The sequence below is a fragment of the Streptomyces sp. NBC_01304 genome, assembly GCF_035975855.1.
Taxonomy (GTDB): Bacteria; Actinomycetota; Actinomycetes; order Streptomycetales; family Streptomycetaceae; genus Streptomyces.
Window position 1 is genome coordinate 4,575,213 of record NZ_CP109055.1, and the last position, 17,517, is coordinate 4,592,729.

Annotated in this window: 15 protein-coding genes; 10 read left to right on the forward strand and 5 right to left on the reverse strand. The window is 70.5% G+C overall.

The window, feature by feature from the left end:
• Nucleotides 1-2: 2 nt before the first annotated feature.
• The 5 genes from OG430_RS19945 (at nt 3) to OG430_RS19965 (ending at nt 4,244) form a co-directional block, all read left to right on the forward strand.
• Nucleotides 3-488 carry a succinate dehydrogenase hydrophobic membrane anchor subunit gene (locus OG430_RS19945; protein ID WP_327353904.1) on the forward strand — a complete coding sequence of 162 codons (486 nt, stop codon included), beginning with the start codon at nt 3-5 and terminating at the stop codon, nt 486-488.
• A 34-nt stretch (nt 489-522) separates the two neighbouring features.
• Nucleotides 523-2,277, forward strand: coding sequence for a succinate dehydrogenase flavoprotein subunit (gene sdhA / locus OG430_RS19950; protein WP_327353905.1), 1,755 nt, complete (start codon nt 523-525; stop codon nt 2,275-2,277).
• A complete protein-coding gene (locus OG430_RS19955) occupies nt 2,277-3,047 on the forward strand; it encodes a succinate dehydrogenase iron-sulfur subunit (protein ID WP_327353906.1) in 771 nt (256 codons plus the stop codon). Before sdhA ends, OG430_RS19955 begins: the two co-directional genes overlap by 1 nt.
• Nucleotides 3,048-3,193: 146 nt before the next feature.
• Complete coding sequence (locus tag OG430_RS19960) at nt 3,194-3,736, forward strand: hypothetical protein (protein WP_327353907.1); 543 nt, start codon at nt 3,194-3,196, stop codon at nt 3,734-3,736.
• Nucleotides 3,737-3,815: 79 nt separating this feature from the next.
• Nucleotides 3,816-4,244: a VOC family protein gene (locus tag OG430_RS19965; protein ID WP_327353908.1), complete on the forward strand. Its 429-nt coding sequence runs from the start codon at nt 3,816-3,818 to the stop codon at nt 4,242-4,244.
• A 62-nt stretch (nt 4,245-4,306) separates the two neighbouring features.
• Here OG430_RS19965 and OG430_RS19970 read toward each other — a convergent pair whose 3' ends face one another.
• A complete protein-coding gene (locus OG430_RS19970; RefSeq protein ID WP_327353909.1) occupies nt 4,307-5,677 on the reverse strand; it encodes a protein kinase domain-containing protein in 1,371 nt (456 codons plus the stop codon).
• Between the two features lie 177 nt (nt 5,678-5,854).
• Between OG430_RS19970 and OG430_RS19975 the strand changes: the two genes are divergently transcribed.
• From OG430_RS19975 to OG430_RS19985, 3 genes are read left to right on the forward strand one after another with little or no spacing between them, the layout of a single operon-like run.
• On the forward strand, nt 5,855-6,280 hold the full coding sequence (locus tag OG430_RS19975) for a hypothetical protein (RefSeq protein WP_327353910.1): 426 nt from the start codon (nt 5,855-5,857) through the stop codon (nt 6,278-6,280).
• Nucleotides 6,281-6,283: 3 nt separating this feature from the next.
• A complete protein-coding gene (locus OG430_RS19980; RefSeq protein WP_327353911.1) occupies nt 6,284-6,811 on the forward strand; it encodes a thiol-disulfide oxidoreductase DCC family protein in 528 nt (175 codons plus the stop codon).
• Nucleotides 6,812-6,821: 10 nt separating this feature from the next.
• Nucleotides 6,822-7,610, forward strand: a complete 789-nt coding sequence (locus OG430_RS19985; RefSeq protein WP_327353912.1) for a TetR family transcriptional regulator — start codon at nt 6,822-6,824, stop codon at nt 7,608-7,610.
• Between the two features lie 32 nt (nt 7,611-7,642).
• On the opposite strand, the gene OG430_RS19990 is transcribed toward OG430_RS19985, so the two are convergent.
• Together OG430_RS19990 and OG430_RS19995 are read right to left on the reverse strand one after the other, a co-directional pair.
• On the reverse strand, nt 7,643-10,117 hold the full coding sequence (locus OG430_RS19990) for a DUF4132 domain-containing protein (protein ID WP_327353913.1): 2,475 nt from the start codon (nt 10,115-10,117) through the stop codon (nt 7,643-7,645).
• Nucleotides 10,117-10,509, reverse strand: a complete 393-nt coding sequence (locus OG430_RS19995) for a hypothetical protein (protein ID WP_327353914.1) — start codon at nt 10,507-10,509, stop codon at nt 10,117-10,119. Before OG430_RS19995 ends, OG430_RS19990 begins: the two co-directional genes overlap by 1 nt.
• Nucleotides 10,510-10,597: 88 nt before the next feature.
• Here OG430_RS19995 and OG430_RS20000 point away from each other — a divergent pair, with 88 nt between their 5' ends.
• On the forward strand, nt 10,598-13,087 hold the full coding sequence (locus OG430_RS20000; protein WP_327353915.1) for a DUF4132 domain-containing protein: 2,490 nt from the start codon (nt 10,598-10,600) through the stop codon (nt 13,085-13,087).
• On the opposite strand, the gene OG430_RS20005 is transcribed toward OG430_RS20000, so the two are convergent.
• Nucleotides 13,070-13,684 carry a MarR family winged helix-turn-helix transcriptional regulator gene (locus OG430_RS20005; protein WP_327353917.1) on the reverse strand — a complete coding sequence of 205 codons (615 nt, stop codon included), beginning with the start codon at nt 13,682-13,684 and terminating at the stop codon, nt 13,070-13,072. The genes OG430_RS20000 and OG430_RS20005 overlap by 18 nt on opposite strands.
• 80 nt (nt 13,685-13,764) lie before the next feature.
• On the opposite strand from OG430_RS20005, the gene OG430_RS20010 reads away from it, so the two are divergent.
• Entirely contained in the window at nt 13,765-15,009 is a 1,245-nt protein-coding gene (locus tag OG430_RS20010) for an MFS transporter (RefSeq protein WP_327353918.1), read from the forward strand.
• Here OG430_RS20010 and OG430_RS20015 read toward each other — a convergent pair.
• Nucleotides 15,002-17,491 (reverse strand): MMPL family transporter, encoded by a 2,490-nt coding sequence (locus OG430_RS20015; RefSeq protein WP_327359160.1) that lies wholly within the window; start codon nt 17,489-17,491, stop codon nt 15,002-15,004. The two genes, OG430_RS20010 and OG430_RS20015, sit on opposite strands and share 8 nt — an antisense overlap.
• Nucleotides 17,492-17,517 lie beyond the last annotated feature (26 nt).

Sequence of the window (17,517 nt, forward strand, 5' to 3'; positions counted from 1 at the left end):
CGATGTCTGCAGAGACCACCCCCGCAGGGTCCGTCGAGGTCGAGGCCGAGAACGTCTCCCTCTACGACGTGGACAACCCGGCCCCGCTCATCGAGGCGCCGCGCAAGCGCACCAAGAAGACGCCGAAGTCGACGCGTACGAACTTCGAGCTGTACGGCTGGCTGTTCATGCGCCTGTCCGGCATCGTGCTCGTCGTCCTGGTCCTCGGCCACCTGCTGATCCAGCTGGTGCTCGACGGCGGCGTGTCCAAGATCGGCTTCGCCTTCGTGGCCGGCCGCTGGGCCTCGCCGTGGTGGCAGGCCTGGGACCTGGTGATGCTGTGGCTGGCGATGCTGCACGGCGCCAACGGCCTGCGCACGATCATCAATGACTACGCCGAGCGCGACAACACGCGCTTCTGGCTGAAGATGCTCCTTTACACCGCCACGGTGTTCACCGTCCTGCTGGGCACGCTGGTGATCTTCACCTTCGACCCGAACATCCGCTAGGCCGACGGGACCGAGGGACCGAGGTAACTCACTCATGAAGATTCACAAGTACGACACCGTCATCGTCGGCGCCGGTGGCGCGGGCATGCGCGCGGCCATCGAGTCGACGAAGCGCTCCCGCACCGCGGTGCTCACCAAGCTCTACCCCACGCGTTCCCACACCGGTGCGGCGCAGGGCGGCATGGCCGCCGCGCTCGCCAACGTGGAAGAGGACAACTGGGAGTGGCACACCTTCGACACGATCAAGGGCGGCGACTACCTGGTCGACCAGGACGCCGCCGAGATCCTCGCGAAGGAGGCCATCGACGCGGTCCTCGACCTGGAGAAGATGGGCCTGCCCTTCGGCCGTACGCCCAAGGGTGAGATCGACCAGCGGCGTTTCGGCGGTCACTCCCGCAATCACGGCGAGGCCCCGGTCCGCCGTGCGTGCTACTCGGGCGACCGCACCGGCCACATGATCCTCCAGACGCTGTACCAGAACTGCATCAAGGAGGGCGTGGAGTTCTTCAACGAGTTCTACGTCCTCGACCAGCTCATCGTCGAGGAGGACGGCGTCAAGAAGAGCGCCGGCGTCGTCGCGTACGAGCTGGCCACCGGCGAGATCCACATCTTCCAGGCGAAGGCCGTGATCTACGCGTCCGGCGGCACCGGCAAGTTCTTCAAGGTGACCTCCAACGCGCACACCCTCACCGGCGACGGCCAGGCGGCCTGCTACCGGCGCGGACTGCCGCTCGAGGACATGGAATTCTTCCAGTTCCACCCGACCGGCATCTGGCGCATGGGCATCCTCCTTACGGAAGGCGCCCGCGGTGAGGGCGGCATCCTCCGCAACAAGGACGGCGAGCGCTTCATGGAGAAGTACGCGCCGGTCATGAAGGACCTCGCGTCCCGTGACGTCGTCTCGCGCTCCATCTACACCGAGATCCGTGAGGGCCGCGGCTGCGGCCCCGAGGGCGACCACGTCTACCTCGACCTCACGCACCTGCCGCCGGAGCAGCTGGACGCCAAGCTGCCGGACATCACCGAGTTCGCGCGTACGTACCTCGGTATCGAGCCGTACACGGACCCGATCCCGATCCAGCCGACGGCGCACTACGCGATGGGCGGCATCCCGACGAACGTCCAGGGTGAGGTCCTCGCGGACAACACCACGGTCGTGCCCGGTCTGTACGCCGCCGGCGAGGTTGCCTGTGTCTCCGTGCACGGCGCCAACCGTCTGGGCACCAACTCGCTGCTCGACATCAACGTCTTCGGCAAGCGCTCCGGTATCGCCGCCGCCGAGTACTCGGCCAAGGTCGACTACGTCGAGCTCCCGGAGAACCCGGCCGAGCAGGTCATCGAGCAGGTCGAGCGACTGCGCAACTCCACGGGCAACGAGCGGGTGGCCGACATCCGCAAGGAGCTGCAGGAGACCATGGACGCCAACGTCATGGTGTTCCGTACCGAGCAGACGATCAAGACCGCGGTCGAGAAGATCGGCGAGCTGCGCGACCGCTACCTGCGCGTGTCCGTCCAGGACAAGGGCAAGCGGTTCAACACCGACCTCCTGGAGGCCATCGAGCTGGGCAACCTGCTCGACCTGGCCGAGGTCATGGCGGTCTCCGCGCTGGCCCGCAAGGAGTCCCGCGGCGGTCACTACCGCGAGGACTTCCCCAACCGCGACGACGTCAACTTCATGCGCCACACCATGGCGTACCGCGAGGTCGCCGACGACGGCAAGGACTCGATCCGGCTCGACTACAAGCCGGTCGTCACGACCCGCTACCAGCCGATGGAGCGTAAGTACTGATGGCTACCCCGACCCTCGACAAGGAAGACGCCAAGCCCGAGGCAGGCTTCGCCGATTCCCCGTACATCACGGCCACTTTCCGCATCCGCCGGTTCAACCCGGAGATCTCCGACGAATCGGTGTGGGAAGACTTCCAGATCGAGATCGACCCGAAGGAGCGTGTCCTCGACGCCCTTCACAAGATCAAGTGGGACGTCGACGGCACGCTGACGTTCCGGCGCTCCTGCGCGCACGGCATCTGCGGCTCGGACGCCATGCGGATCAACGGCAAGAACCGCCTGGCCTGCAAGACGCTGATCAAGGACCTCAACCCGGAGAAGCCGATCACGGTCGAGGCCATCAAGGGCCTCACGGTCCTCAAGGACCTCGTGGTCGACATGGAGCCGTTCTTCCAGGCGTACCGCGACGTCATGCCGTTCCTCATCACCGAGGGCAACGAGCCGACGCGCGAGCGGCTGCAGTCCCCGGAGGACCGCGAGCGCTTCGACGACACCACCAAGTGCATCCTGTGCGCGGCGTGCACGTCGTCGTGCCCGGTGTTCTGGAACGACGGGCAGTACTTCGGCCCGGCCGCGATCGTCAACGCGCACCGCTTCATCTTCGACTCGCGTGACGAGGCGGGCGAGCAGCGCCTGGAGATCCTCAACGACAAGGACGGCGTGTGGCGTTGCCGCACGACGTTCAACTGCACGGACGCGTGCCCGCGTGGCATCGAGGTCACGAAGGCGATCCAGGAAGTGAAGCGGGCGCTGATCACGCGTCGCTTCTGAGCTTCCCGGTCGTACGTTCTCCACGTACGTTGCCCTCGTGGGTTCCGCACGTTCCGGAAGGCCCTGTCTCCCTTGTGGAGGCGGGGCCTTCCGCGTTGTGAAAGCATCGACGGGCAACGCACTTGGCGAAGAAGGAGTCGGGGGACATGAGCGAGCAGAATCCGAACGGGGCCGACGACTACAAGTGGGGGCCCGACCCGCAACAGCCCACCATGCCGGGCTACGGCTATCCGGGCCCCGCACAGCCCGGCTACGGCTACCCCGCCGGCGGGTACGGCCCGCCCGCGATGCCGCCCGTGGCCCAGCCCGGCGGCGGGGCCTACGGGACGCCGGCGCCCGGCGGCGGTGCGCCGTTGCTGTCGATCGGGGACATCACCGTCACCGGTGACTCGATCATCACGCCCGCGGGTCAACTGCCGCTCAAGGGCGCGATCTGGACGGCCACGGACATGTCCCGCACCGAGGAGAAGATCCCCACCCACGCGGTGGTCCTGGCGATCGTCTTCTTCATCTTCTGCCTGCTCGGTCTGCTCTTCCTCCTGATGAAGGAGAAGACCACCACCGGCTTCATCCAGGTGACGGTGACCAGCGGCGGCCGCCACCACTCCACGATGATCCCGGCGCAGGGGCCCCAGACCTTCCCCTGGGTGATGGGGCAGGTCAACTACGCGCGATCGCTGAGCGTCTGAGGCCGGTCGACGGCCGACCGCAGGCCAGTCGCAGGCCAAGGTCCCGGGATATCAGCCTTTTCGGGGCTAATCTGACGGTATGTCACTTCAGTTGCTCGGCTTCGACAACGTTCTGCTGCCCGTCGGCGATCTGGGCGCGGCCGTGGACTTCTACGAGCGCGCGGGCTTCCCGCTCGCCTTCCGCCTCGACGAGGCGGGCATCGCCCTGCTCAAGGTGGGCGAGGAGACCCCTGGCGTACTGCTGCGCGAGGAGGAGGGGCTGCTGCCCCGGCCGCCCGGCGACTGGGCGGTGCGCGTGTGGCTGGAGGTGCCGGACGCGCGGGCCGCAGGGCGGGAGTTGGCGGCGGCCGGGGTGGTGCCGGACGAGCCGATCTCCGTGTCGACGGGGTGGACGGTGGAGCTGGCGGATCCGTGGGGCAATGTCGTGGGCTTCACGGACTACCTGAAGCGGCCGTCGCTGGCGCGTACGCCGGTGGACGTACGGGAACCGGAGCCTGCCGCCGTATAGCGGACGGCCCTCGCGTTGGACTGCCCTCGTAGCGGACGGCCCCTGGTGCCCCGGCAGGGGCCCTAGCTCCCGCTCTCGACGAGCTGCGCCACGACCCTCAGCAGGAAGAAGCTGTGCAGGAGCAGCCCGGGCAGCACGGCCAGGCGCAGCTGCCACGGCGCACGGGTCAGCACACCGGCGGATATCCAGATCCCTGCGGCGGCGCAGAGGACCGACCCCACCACCATCCCGGAGCCGCCCACACTCCGGACCCCGGAGAGCGAGATGAGCACGTAGCCCAGCACGACCAGCCCGTACACCAGGCCGAGCCGCCGGCTCCACTTGCCCAGGCCGGGCACGGGCCCGGCGCCCGGAGGCGGGGGCTGGAGGTACTGGTACTGGGGGGTGGGGTACGTGGCCCACTGCTGCGGCGGTGGCTGCTGCTGCTGCCAGGGTTGGGGGGTCGGGGTCGGGTAGGACGCGGCGGCCGGTGTCGGTGGCGGCGTGGCGGGCATCTCGGGGACCGGGACCGCCTGCTCGGGCGTCATCTGCGTATAGAGCTTGGTCGCGCGCGGCGCGGGCGCCGGGCCCGTGCCGCCCGCGCGCAGCCGCTCGATCTCCTCGCGCATCTCGTCCGCGTCCGCGAACCGGTCGGCCGGCTCCTTCGCAAGGGCCCGCGAGACCAGCGCCTCGACCTCCGCCGGGACCTGCGCACCCCGCTCGCCCAGCGTCGGCGGCGGCTTCGTCACATGCTGGTAGCCGACCTGGAAGCCGGAGTCGGCGTCGAACGGCACGGCGCCCGTGAGCAGTTCGAAGAGGACGACGCCGAGCGAGTACAGGTCGGAGCGGCCGTCGATCCCGCGCCGGCCCTCGAACTGCTCGGGTGACATGTAGTGCGGCGTCCCGATCGCCGTGCCGGTCCGGGTGAGGGCCGCGCCCGGCGCCTCCAGGGCGTGCGCGATGCCGAAGTCCATCACCTTGACCGTGCCGTCCCTGCACACCATGACGTTCGCCGGTTTGATGTCGCGGTGCACCATGCCCCGGGCATGGCTCGCGGCGAGCGCCGCAAGGATCTCGGCGGTGATGCGGAGCGCCTGGTCGAGTCCGGCCCTGCTCGGGTCGGACGGCATGCGTGCGGCGAGGGTCTCGCCGTCGACGTACTCCATGACGAGATACGGCAGCGGACCGGCGGGCAGCGCTTCCTCGCGTACGTCGAACACGGCGACCACGTTCGGATGGCTGAGCCTGGCCACGGCGCGGGCCTCGCGGCGGAAGCGTTCGCGGCCGCTCGCCTCCGCGGCGAGCGCGGTGCTCATGGTCTTCACGGCGACGGTCCGCTCCAGCTCGGTGTCCTTCGCCCGGTAGACCGAGGCCATGCCGCCCCGGCCTATCTGCTCCTCGATCTCGTAGCGGCCGTCGTCCAGTAATCGGCCCGGCCCAAGACTCGTCGACATCGCCCGCCCCGCCTCCCCCGTCGCCCCCCGCCGGAGATCAGGCTACCGAGACCTGGGCCACACGGGCAGCGGCTTGAACGTGTTCAAAAACAGGTCTACAGTCCATGACAACAGCTTTTGAACGCGTTCAATGGGCGGGGAAAGCCGCAGACGAACGCATCCCGAAGGGGCGGAACCATGGACCTCACAGTCCTCGCATACGTCGTCTACCTGGCCATCAGCATCGGCCTCACCGTCTGGGTCGCCCGGACCCTCAGCCGCAACGGCAAGATCTTCCTCGCCGATGTGCTGCACGGGAACGAGAAGCTCGCGGACGCCGTGAACCACCTGCTCGTCGTCGGCTTCTACCTGGTGAACCTCGGCTTCGTCGCCCTCTATCTGAAGGCCGCCGAGGCAGTCGAGGACGCACGCGGACTGTTCGAGGCACTGTCGGTGAAGCTCGGTGTGGTGCTGCTAGTGCTCGGCGTGATGCACCTGGGCAACGTCTGGGTGCTCAACAAGATCCGGCGGCGGGGGCTCATGGAGCGGGAGCAGCTTCCGCCGGTGCCGCCGCAGGGGTTCAGCGGCGACCAGGGTGCGTGGGCCGCACCCACCGGGGCCTGAGGGATGGGCGCCGTGAAAGCGGACCGGGGCGTGGGGAGCGCCCCGGTTCGCCGGCTGACCGTCCTCTACGACGCCGAGTGCTCGCTCTGCACCGTCGTACGCAAATGGCTCGCGCGGCAGGCGCAGCTGGTGCCGCTCGATCTGGTGCCGGCCGGGTCGGACGAGGCGCGGCGGCGCTTCCCCGGGCTCGACCACGGCACGACGCTCGACGACATCACCGTGATCGGCGACGGGGGGCAGGTCTATCTGGGCCCCGCCGCCTGGGTCGTCACCCTGTGGGCGCTGCGTGAGTACCGGCCGATGGCCCACCGGATGGCCACCCCGGCGGGGGCGCGGCTCGCGCGGGGTGCGGTCCTCGCGGCGGCCAAGTACCGCTCGGCCGCGCGCAGCCCGCAGGGCTGGGTCGACGGCAGCTTCCACCGCGGGGACGGGTGGAGCTATCACCCGCAGCGGGGCTGGACCCTCGACCGAGCCGTGGCCGAAGCCGCTGCCGCGGATGCCTGCGACAGCGGTCGCTGCGCGAGTCGTTAGGCTCGTGATCGTGCCAGCAGCGAAGCAGAGCCCCGCGCCCCCCGCCGACGAGCCGCCCGCCGACTCCGGGTCCGGCTCCGGAGCCGTCAAGAAGGAGCCGGGGGCAGGGGCCGCCAAGAGTGAGCAGACCCGCACGCTCATCCTGGAGACGGCGATGCGCCTCTTCCAGGAGCGGGGCTACGACAAGACGACGATGCGGGTCATCGCCAAGGAGGCCGGCGTCTCGGTCGGCAACGCGTACTACTACTTCGCCGGCAAGGAACACCTGATCCAGGGCTTCTACGACCGGATCGCCCGTGAGCACCAGGAGGCGGTCCGGCCCGTCCTGGACCGGGAGACCGACCTGGAGGCGCGGCTCGCCGGGGTGCTGCGGGCGTGGCTGGACATCGCCCAGCCGTACCACGAATTCGCGGCGCAGTTCTTCAAGAACGCCGCCGATCCGGACTCCCCGCTCAGCCCCTTCTCCCCCGAGTCGGAGCACGCGCGCGAGGCCGCCATCGACGTCCACCGCGAGGTCCTGGCCGGCGCGAAGGCGAAGGTGCCCGATGAACTCAAGGACATCCTCCCGGAGTTGATGTGGCTCTCCCAGATGGGCCTCGTCCTGTACTGGGTCTTCGACCGTTCACCGGACCGCGAGCGCAGCTACCGCCTGTCCGAGCGCGGCGCCAAGCTCACCACGCGCGGGGTCGCCCTCGCCCGCTTCCGGGTGCTGCGGCCGCTGGTGCGCGAGGTGCACGAGCTGTTCACGGACTTCCTGCCGGGGATGACCAACGATCCGGCCAGGCAGCCGAAGGGCTGACGCCTGGCCGGTCGCCGCAGAGCCGGGCCGCCTCAGAGCTGGCTGGTGATCGTCGGGTCGGTGATCTCCTTGTCCTTGGCGAGCAGCATGGCCTTGCTGAGGATGACGGAGAGCGCTCCGTCGCCCTCGAAGGGCAGGTAGCCGGTACTCGCTTCCGCCTTGCGCGAGCCGGCCACGATGCACAGGTACCGGTCGTTCGGGGTCCGCAGGATGTTCCCCGAACCGAGGTGGATCTTGTACGTGTGCAACTCGCCCCGGACGTGCAGGAATCGGCCCTCGATCGTGCAGCGGTCGGCTATCGCGAGCCTCGGTATGAGGCGGGCGAGCAGGTCGCGGCGGGTCTCGGCGCTCTGGTTCAGGTCGCCGAAGCTGTATGAGGTCCAGTACTCCTGGAAGCGGCCCTGGGGCCCGCCGTCGTACCAGGCCGGGTCGTTGCCGACGCTGGCGACACCCACGAACAGGTCGACGTCACGCAGGACTTCGCTCAGCGCCAGGGCCGGGATGTCGGTGAGGGGCAGCGGATCGACCGGCTCCCGGCCGTCGCGCAGCCACATCGAGTAGCCGCCGCCGTAGCAGGACGCCGAGTTCTCCGGGGCGTCGATCGGGTAGAAGCGAACCTGGTCGGTGTGCAGCCGCAGGTAGCTGCCGGATTCGGTGGTGTCCACGCCGTACTCGTCGCCGACGCCCTCGATCCAGTACTCGGCGCGCAGCCCCCACTGCGGCAGTTCACGCACGGCGGGCGGGGCGCTGTCATCGACGCACAGCCGCAGCTTGTTGCGCCAGCCGCGGACCGCGGCCAGGGCGTGGAACTGGTGCTGGCGCACGATGTGGGCGGCGAAGCGGTTGGAGTAGGTACCGGTGTTCCGCTCGGCGTCGGTGAGCAGATACACCTCCCGGTGGGCCTGCTTGAACGGCTGGGTGACGGCGTGCCGCTCCAGCCAGTCGCGCCAGGCCACGATCTGGGCCGGCTCGTGCCCGACGGGGTGCCACGGCTCGACCCGCTCGCCGTCCACCACCGGTTCGCCGGTGAGCGTGCGCAGCTCGCCGTCCGCGTACCCGACGGTGGTGCCGTCGACCGTCCACAGCAGACGACGGGCGAGCGTGCCGACCAGCGGGTGGTCCAGGTAGCGCTCGCGCCAGGCGGCGTAGGGCCAGCTGCGGCGGGCGACGAACTGCCGGTCCAGACGCTCCACTTGGGCCGAGAGCATCTTGTCGATGTCCTTGACGGCGACCTTGAGTTCCTTGAGCTCCTCGGGGTGGTCGCGCTTGACGGCGGCGGGCGGGGCCTTGACCTGCTTTCCCGCGGCATTGCGCCACTGGAGGTTCACCTTCGTGCCCTGGACGAGCAACTCCGCTCGCGTCTCGCCGAGTTGGCGGGTCGCGCGGCCGACCTCCGTCAGGCCGTACGCGGGAACGGCCAGCTCTTCGATCTCTTCGCGGCTCAGGCCCATGGCCTTGGCGCGGGTGTCGAGCGCCGCGTCGAGGATCTTCAGGGTGCCCTTGTACGTCAGGCGGCTTGCCAGCCGGGCCAGTTCGGCCAGGGCGGCGTCACCCTCGCTGCGGGAGAGGGCGATCACGCAGGCGTTGGCGACCTTCGGGTTGCGGGGGCCGAGGCCCGGAGCCTTGCGCAAGGAGGTCTCGGTGAGGGCGCCGAGCGCGCGGGCGGTGTCCGGGTGGCCGGGCAGCAGGCCCAGGGTCCAGGCGAGGCCGCGCAGGGCTTCGGCGTTGTACGGGTCGTACTCATGGTTGGCATCCGTGCCGTGCCGGGCGGCCTCGAGGAGCAGGGTGCGGGGGCGGCCGACCAGGGCGAGCCAGGGCAGGACCGTGGTGCGGACGTCGTCCGCGTCGAGCCGCGCGAGGCAGGCGCGGGCCGTCTTCTCCCACTTGGCGTTGGGCTTGGCGGTCTTGGCGGTGGCCGCGTGCCGGACCAGGTCGAGCCAGTCGTGCCCGCGGCCCTCCAGGTCGTCGAGGGCTCGGTCGGCCCATTCCTCCCCCGGGTTCAGCACGGGATCGGGCAGCAGGGCGACGAGCTCCGTGAGCTCCGGCACCGGACTCCACTGCATCAGTGCGGAACGCCTCAGTGTGGCGACCGTCGGGCCGGGCACCTCGCGTCCCGACGCCAGTTCGGCCGCGGCGAGGGTGGTCAGTTCCAAGGGGGACCACGTCGAGTGCAGCCGCCCGTAGTGGTCCAGGCGCCTGCGGCGCTCGGCGGCCAGTTCGTCGCCGGGCAGGTCCTTCGTCACGACGGTGAGCAGGGTCAGCGCGTTGATACGGGTCGGGTCGCCCTCTCTGTAGGGCTCACTCAGCCGTTTCAGGGCGTCCGCCAGGCGCCGCCGTGCCTCCTGCGGGAGGTCGCGGACCACGGCGAAGGTGGTGTCGTCGTCGCGCCACCAGCGGTTGCTGTTCCTCGTGGTGATCTTGAGCAGCAGCTCCGCGACCTCACCCATGTTGCCCTCGGCGACCAGCCGCTCGACCTCCGCGAACCGCTCCGGATTCCTGGTGCTCATCAGCCACCCACCAGCGGGACAAGCTTCAAGAACGTGACCTCCGTGCCCAGCCTCAGATCGAGCTCCGCATCGAGCTCTTCGACCTGCCGGTCCCCGATCAGGACCAGGAACCCGTTGCGCCCGAACGCCTTCACGGCGAGCTCGAACTGCCGCTCCGGGTCTATCCGGCGCGGGGTGCGCAGCGCGTACCCGTTGAGCGTGCGCTCGGCCTCCGTCGGCTGGACAAGCCCGCGGAACTCGCCCGTCGTACGGGCGTTGTACTCCGTGACCTCCTGGAACACCCGGCGCCGGATCACCTCGCGCAGCGTCAGGCGTTCCTCCGCGATCTCCAGCGCCCAGGCATCACGGCGCTCCCCCGATGTCGTCTCGTCGACGAACGTCACCATTCCCATGCCTCGGAGCGTAGGGCGGGGCACTGACAGCGGGCCGGGCGAGGGGTGCGGGCGGGCGCTGTCAGTGCGGGGACGTACCTTCGGGGGCATGACGACGGCTGGGGTGGGCCTGGAAACCAGGCTGTATCAGGTGTGTGCGCAGCAGCGGCTCGAGGGCGGGGCCGTGCTGCGGGGCTTCCTGGAGTCTCTGCTGCACAAGGAGCGGAGGCAGGCGGCCACTTGGCTGCACGCCCACGACGCGAACCGGGAAGCCCTCGCCTGGCTCGCGGGGCAGCCGCTCGGCTGGACCCGGCCCGAGGCGGACACCCTCCTCGCCGGGGCCCTGACGGAGGACAACTCGCAGATCCCGCACAGCGCGGCGCGGCTCCAGCTCCCGCTGGCCGCCGCCGAGCAGGCCGGGACGTGCGACCAGGAACTGCTCCGGTCGGCCCGCGAGTTCCTGGCAGCCACGCGGTACGTGCAGCACGAAGGCCCGCCGGTCGACGAGATGCTGACCCGCCTCGACACCCTCATCGTGCCCCTCCCCTCGGACGGCACCGGCCTCTCGGACAAGGTCCTGGACCACCACGACCAGTACGGCCCCCGCATGCGCGCCGTCCACAAGGACCTGCTCGCCGCACCTGGTGCCGCCGCCCTCCTCACCCACTGCGGCACGCTCGACAAGCTCCGCCCCACCAAGCGGTGGACCAAGCAGACAGCGGAGCTGTACGCGGCCGTCGCGTCCGGCGAGCAGCTGGTGCGGGCCCTCCTCGAAGGCATCGCCGTCCAGGAGGAGCACCACGTCACGCCTCCCTGGTGGGCCGGCAGCACCTGGCCCGGCCTCGTGGCCGAGGGCAATGAGCTCCTGGTGCGCGGCCTCCTGTGGACCGCCGCCGGCATCGACGCCGACTGGGTCGTCCGCGTGACCGCCGAAGTCGCCCTCAACGCCGGTACGGGGATGGGCGGTTCCGGCGGCTACTGCCGCAACGGCAAGCTCGCCACCAGCGCCGTCGCCGCCCTCGCCACCTTCGGTGGTGCGCGTGGTGAGGAGGCCGTGGCCTGGCTCGGCGGCCGGCTCAAGGCGAAGATCCGCAACCGGACCGTGCAGAAGGGCATCGCCAAGGCGCTCGAGGAGGTGGCCGAGCGCAGCGGGCTGACCCCCGCGATGCTCCGCGAGCGCGCCGTGCCGCAGCTCGGGCTCGACGCGCGCGGGGTGCGCGAGGATCAGCTCGGCCAGTACGCCGCCGTCCTCGCGGTCGAGGCGCCCGGCAGCGCCGCGCTGACCTTCCGGGGCCCGGACGGGCAGATCCTGAAGACCGCGCCCAAGGCGATGCGCGAGACGTACGCCACCGAACTCAAGGCGGTCCGGGCCGCGTTGAAGGAGCTGCGCGCCACGCTCACCACCGAGCGCTCGCGCCTGGAGGAGCAGCTCATGGCGGGCACCCGGTGGAGCGCGCGGGACTGGGCGCAGTACTGCGTCGAGCACCCGGTGACCGGCACGCTCGGCCGCACCCTCCTTTGGGAGGGCAGCGACGACGGCGGGGCGAGCTGGACTTCGGGACTGGCCGAGCGCACGGGTGCCGGCTGGGCGCTCGCCACGGTGGACGGCCTCGCGATGCCGGTGCGCGAGGGCACCCGGCTTCGGCTCTGGCATCCGCTGCACGCGACGGTCGACGACATCCGCGCGTGGCGCGAGGAGTTGACCGACCGGGAGCTTCGCCAGCCCTTCAAGCAGGCGTTCCGGGAGATATACCCGCTCACCCCGGCGGAGCACGAGACGGCCGTGTACTCCAACCGCTTCGCCGCGCACATCCTGCGCTATCCGCAGGCCAGGGCGTTGATGACGGCTCGCGGCTGGCACGGCAACCACCTCGGGCGCCACGAGGACGGCCACGCGGCGGAGATGGTGCGCGAACTGCCCCGGCCCGGTGAACTCCGCTCCACCGAGGGCGAGTACTGGCGGGCAAGGTTCTACATCGAGCAGGTCGAGGGCGACCACGACGAGTACGACGTCCAGCTGTGCGCCACCGACCAGGTGCGCATCGAGCGCCGCCGGGGCCCACGCGGGGCGTGGATCGGGGCCGAACTCGTCGACGTACCGGCACAGTTGCTGTCCGAGGCACTGCGGGACGTGGATCTGTTCGTGGGGGTCGCGTCGATCGGTGCGGATCCCGAGTGGCAGGACGGGGGTGCGGACCGGCACCACGACTACTGGCGCAAGTGGTCGTTCGGCGAGCTCACCGAGTCCGCGCGGATACGCCGGCAGGCGCTGGCCCGGCTGCTGCCGAGGACCCGGATAGCGGACCGGGTCGAGCTGACGGAGCGGTTCCTGCGGGTGCGTGGCGAGCTGCGGACGTACCGGATCCACCTGGGGTCCGGGAACGTCCTGATGGAGCCGGACGACGCCTACTTGTGCATCGTGGCGGACCGTTCGCGGTCGGCGGGCGATGGCGGTGGCGGTGGCGGTGGCAAGGACCGGCTCTTCCTGCCGTTCGAGGAGGACGGCGGGCCGCTCGCGCTGATCCTGTCGAAGGCGTTCCTGCTGGCCGACGACGCGAGGATCAGGGACCGGTCGATCACTTCACAGATCCTGCGCTGAGCCGATCGCTTCAGGCGCCGCCCTGCCGCGGGGGCCGCAGTCGGTCCACTGCGCCCCGTTGTCCCGCTCCGCGAGGAGCATGATCTGCCGCATCATGTCCGCCAGTTGAGTCCGCTCCGCCTTGGACAGGACGCCGAACAGCCGGTGCTCCTCGTGGCCGATCGCCTCCATCGAGGAGTGCCAGATGCGGCGGCCCTCCTCGGTGAGCTCCACGTCGACCCGGCGCCGGTCCGTCCTGGACGGGGTGCGGCGGACGAAGCCGCGCCGCTCCAGGGTGTCGAGCCGGCCGGTGATCGAGGCGCGCGCCAGGTCCAGGTCGGCGGCGAGGTCGGACGGGGCCGCCGTGCCGCCGCGGCCCGCGAGCTTGTGCAGGGTGTCGAACTCCTGGCGCTCCAGGTCGAGGGCGCCCAGGGACTGTTCGCGCACCCGGCGCAGATGCACGGTCAGCTTCTGCATGCGGGTGACCGCGCCCTCGATGTCCAGGTCGAGGTCGGGCAGCACGGGCAGCCAACGGGCCACATGGCCGTCGGCCCAGTCCCGCTCCGCGCCCGAGGTCCGCTCGCCTCGAGTCCGCTCGCCGGTGGGGTCTTGCTTCATGTCCGCGAGCATACGCCGAGATGCTTCGGATCCAGATAATTCGTTGACGAATAGTTCGGCGCCGAATTATCTTCGTCGTCATGCCGCACCCCCTGCGCACTCCCGCCTTCCGCCTGCTCTTCCTCGGGCGGTCCCTGTCGCTCGTCGGCGACGCCGCCATCCCCCTCGCGCTCTCCTTCGCCGTGCTGTCCGTCACCAGATCCGCCTCGGCCATGGCGATCGTGCTCGCCAGCGCGATGGTGCCCAAGCTGCTGCTCCTGCCGATCGGCGGTGTGGCGGGCGACTGGTTCAACGCCAAGACGGTCGCCCTCACCACGGATGTCATACGCGCCGCCAGTCAGCTCTTCGTGGGCTACGAACTCCTCTCCGGTGAACCGCAGTTGTGGCAGCTGGCACTCGCCGAGGCGATCGGTGGCGCCGCCTCGGCCTTCGCGCTGCCGACCCTGCCGTCGCTCATCACCGGCACGGTCGAGAAGAAGGAGCAGCTGCACCGGGCCAACGCCCTCCTCGGCGTGGTCACCACCTCCTCCAGGGTCGGCGGACCCGTGGTCGCCGCGGTCCTGGTCGGACTCGCCGGGCCCGGCCTGGCATTCGTCCTGGACGGCCTCTCCTTCGTCGTCAGCGCCCTGCTGCTCGGCATGACCCCGGTACGCCCGGTGTCCGTGCAGCGCCGTTCGCTGCGCGCCGATCTGGCCGAAGGCTGGCAGGAGGTGCGCAGCCGTGACTGGTACTGGACCAGCCTGATCGGGCACTCCGCATGGAACGGCGCCGCAGCTGTCCTGATGACGCTCGGACCCGGCCTTGCCGTAGGGGAGTTGGGCGGCAAGGGAACCTGGACCGCGCTGGTCATCGTCGGCGGAGTCGGCCTGGTCCTCGGCTCACTGCTCGCCGGCCGGGCCCGCCCCCGCCGGCCGGTCATGACGGCGAACCTGGGCCTGGCGACGTACGCCGTACCGCTCGTGCTGCTCGGCGCCCAGGCGCCGGCCGCCCTGATCATTGCCACCTACGGCCTCGCGCAAGCCGCCCTGGGCTTCCTGATGCCCATCTGGGAGACCTCCGTTCAGTCGGCCATCCCGGCTACGGCGCTGGCCCGCGTCACCTCGTACGACTGGCTGCTCTCGCTCGGTGCGATGCCGCTCGGCTATGTCCTGGCGCCGCTCGCGGCGGACGCCTGGGGACCCGCGGTGCCGCTGTGGATCGCGGCGGGTCTGGTGGGCGTCGCCTGCGCCGGGACGGCGGCCGTGCCGGGGGTGCGCCGCTTCACCCTGCAGGACCAGACGCAGGACGAAGCGGCGGACGAACAGCTTGCCGAGAAGGTCAGTTGACCGCGTCCACGCCGTCCGGCGCGAGCTCGACGTCGTACACCAGTGGCTCCTCGCCGACCATGATGTGCCGGGCCCGGGCGCCGAAGCCCGCGGCCGTCACCGCGAGCAGGTAGGCGCCCTCGCCGGGCACGTACAGCATGTACGAGCCGTCGGCCAGGGAGTCCACCCGGTCCAGTTGGCGGCCGCCCTTGGAGACGAGCGTGACGATCGCGCCCTCCAGGGGGCGGCCGTCCGTGCTGACGACGAAGCCGTAGACGGCGGACGCCGATCCCTCGCCGCGCAGCTGCTCGGGCACGGCGACGGCAGGGGCGGGGGCGGTCGGCGTCGAGAACGCCTCCTCCTTGGGCTCGACCGCCAGGTGCGGCAGCCGCTTGTCGAGCCATCCGGGCAGCCACCAGTTGGAGTTGCCGAGGAGGTGCATCGCCGCCGGGACCAGCGCCGTACGCAGGATGAACGCGTCCAGGGCGACCGCCGCCGCGAGCCCGATGCCCGCCATCGCGCCCTCCATGTCGCCGCTGAGGACGAAGGCCGAGAAGACGCAAATCATGATCAGGGCAGCGCAGTTGATGACCCGGCCGGTCTCGGCGAGACCGACCCGGACGGCGCGGGCGTTGTCCCGCGTGTGCACCCATTCCTCGTGCATGCGGCTGACCAGGAACACCTGGTAGTCCATCGACAGGCCGAAGAGCAGCGACAGCATGATGACGGGCAGGAAGGCGGTGATCGGCCCCTCCTTGCCGAGCCCGATCGCCTCCGCGCCCCAGCCCCACTGGAACACCGCGACCAGGACACCGAAGGACGCGGCCGCCGCGATCAGGTTCATCAGGGCGGCCGTCAGCGGCACCACGAGCGAGCGGAACGCGATCAGCAGGAGCAGGAAGCCGAGGCCGATGATCGCGCCGACGAACAGCGGAAGGCGCTCCCCCGTGACCGCCGCGAAGTCCTTGAAGATCGCGGTCACTCCACCGACGTGCGTCTTCGTCCCGGCGGCCGGAATGACCTCGTCCCGCAGCCGGTCGATGAGCTCGTCGGTCTCCTTGGACTGCGGTGAGGTGTCGGGCACGACCTGGATGATCGAAAGGCCGGCTTCGGGCGGCGTGGGCACGGCGACCGCCTGGTCGACGCCCTTCGTGTCCCGTACCCGCTGCAGCAGATCGCCGGTGTCGCGCTGCTCGCTGACCAGTTGGAGCGGCCCGTTGAAGCCGGGGCCGAATCCTTCCGCCAGCAGGTCGTACGCCTTGCGCGTGGTCTGCGACTCCTGGTGATTGCCCTGGTCGGTGGCGCCGAGCCGGAGCGAGAGCACCGGGACGGCGAGGGCCGCCATCACGATCACCGCGACGAGAGCGATCGACTTCGGCCTCTTCTGTACGTACGCGGACCAGCGGGCGGCCGCGCCGCTCGCCTCGCTCGACTCGGGGCCGTTCGCCGCCAGCCTGCGGCGCTGGCGGCGGCTGAGGACGCGCGTGCCGAGGACGCCGAGCATCGCGGGCAGCAGGGTGATCGCGGCCAGGACGCTGAGGACGACGGTCAGCGAGGTCGCGATGACCACGCCGTCCAGGAAACGCATGTCCATCACGAGCATTCCGGCGAGCGCGATGCACACCGTGCCGCCGGCGAACAGGACGGCCCGGCCCGAGGTGTTGAGGGCCTGCACGGCCGACTCCTCGGCGGGCACCCCGCGCAGGATGTTCTTGCGGTGCCGCGTCACGATGAACAGCGCGTAGTCGATGCCGACGCCCAGACCGATCAACGAGCCGAGCAGCGGCGCGACTTCGGGCACGTCGGTGACGTGGCTGAGCAGGCTCGTGCCCATCATCCCCATGCCGACCCCGAACACGGCGACAAGGATGGGCAGCAGCATCGCGAACAGCGAACCGAAGGCCAGGAAGAGCACGACCGCCGCGGCCAGGACGCCCACCAGCTCGGCGAGGCCCTGCGGCGGCTCCTGGGTGCGGGTGATCGCCTGCCCGCCGAGCTCCACCTGCAGCCCGTCCCGGGCGGCCGCCCGCGCCGTGTCCACGACGTCCTCGACGAGCGCCTTGGGCACGCCGTTGGCTTGCTCGCGGAAGGTCACCTGGGCGTATGCGATCTGCTCGTCGCCGCTGATCTGGGCGGCGCCCGCCTTCGTGTAGGGCGAGGAGACGTCTCCGACGCCGTCCATCGCCGCGATCTTCTTCAGCGCGGGCTCGATCCGGTCGCGTACGTCCTCATCCCGTACGCCCTCATCCCGTACGTCCTCATCCCGTACGTCACCGTCGCCTTCGCCTTCATCGACCCGCCACACCACCGTGTCCTGGTCCCCCGCGCTGTCCGGGAAGGCCTCGGCCATCAGGTCGTACGCGCGCTTGGAGTCGGTGTCCGGAAGGCTGAAGACGTTCGCGTAGTCGGTGCCCGCCTGCGAGCCCGCCGCGCCCACGCCGAACAGCGCGCCCACCCACAGCAACAGGACCACCAGGCGGTGCCGATAGCACCACCGTGCCAATGCAGCCACGATCTCTGCCCCTTCGT

Excerpts from the sequence above, each read along its gene's own strand:
- OG430_RS20010 (WP_327353918.1), top strand. The coding sequence starts at position 13,765 with ATGCCGCACCCCCTGCGCACTCCCGCCTTCCGCCTGCTCTTCCTCGGG.
- OG430_RS20000 (WP_327353915.1), top strand. The coding sequence starts at position 10,598 with ATGACGACGGCTGGGGTGGGCCTGGAAACCAGGCTGTATCAGGTGTGT.
- OG430_RS20005 (WP_327353917.1), bottom strand. The coding sequence starts at position 13,684 with ATGAAGCAAGACCCCACCGGCGAGCGGACTCGAGGCGAGCGGACCTCG.
- sdhA (WP_327353905.1), top strand. The coding sequence starts at position 523 with ATGAAGATTCACAAGTACGACACCGTCATCGTCGGCGCCGGTGGCGCG.
- OG430_RS19980 (WP_327353911.1), top strand. The coding sequence starts at position 6,284 with ATGGGCGCCGTGAAAGCGGACCGGGGCGTGGGGAGCGCCCCGGTTCGC.
- OG430_RS19945 (WP_327353904.1), top strand. The coding sequence starts at position 3 with ATGTCTGCAGAGACCACCCCCGCAGGGTCCGTCGAGGTCGAGGCCGAG.
- OG430_RS19955 (WP_327353906.1), top strand. The coding sequence starts at position 2,277 with ATGGCTACCCCGACCCTCGACAAGGAAGACGCCAAGCCCGAGGCAGGC.
- OG430_RS19965 (WP_327353908.1), top strand. The coding sequence starts at position 3,816 with ATGTCACTTCAGTTGCTCGGCTTCGACAACGTTCTGCTGCCCGTCGGC.
- OG430_RS19990 (WP_327353913.1), bottom strand. The coding sequence starts at position 10,117 with ATGAGCACCAGGAATCCGGAGCGGTTCGCGGAGGTCGAGCGGCTGGTC.
- OG430_RS19995 (WP_327353914.1), bottom strand. The coding sequence starts at position 10,509 with ATGGGAATGGTGACGTTCGTCGACGAGACGACATCGGGGGAGCGCCGT.
- OG430_RS19960 (WP_327353907.1), top strand. The coding sequence starts at position 3,194 with ATGAGCGAGCAGAATCCGAACGGGGCCGACGACTACAAGTGGGGGCCC.
- OG430_RS19975 (WP_327353910.1), top strand. The coding sequence starts at position 5,855 with ATGGACCTCACAGTCCTCGCATACGTCGTCTACCTGGCCATCAGCATC.
- OG430_RS19970 (WP_327353909.1), bottom strand. The coding sequence starts at position 5,677 with ATGTCGACGAGTCTTGGGCCGGGCCGATTACTGGACGACGGCCGCTAC.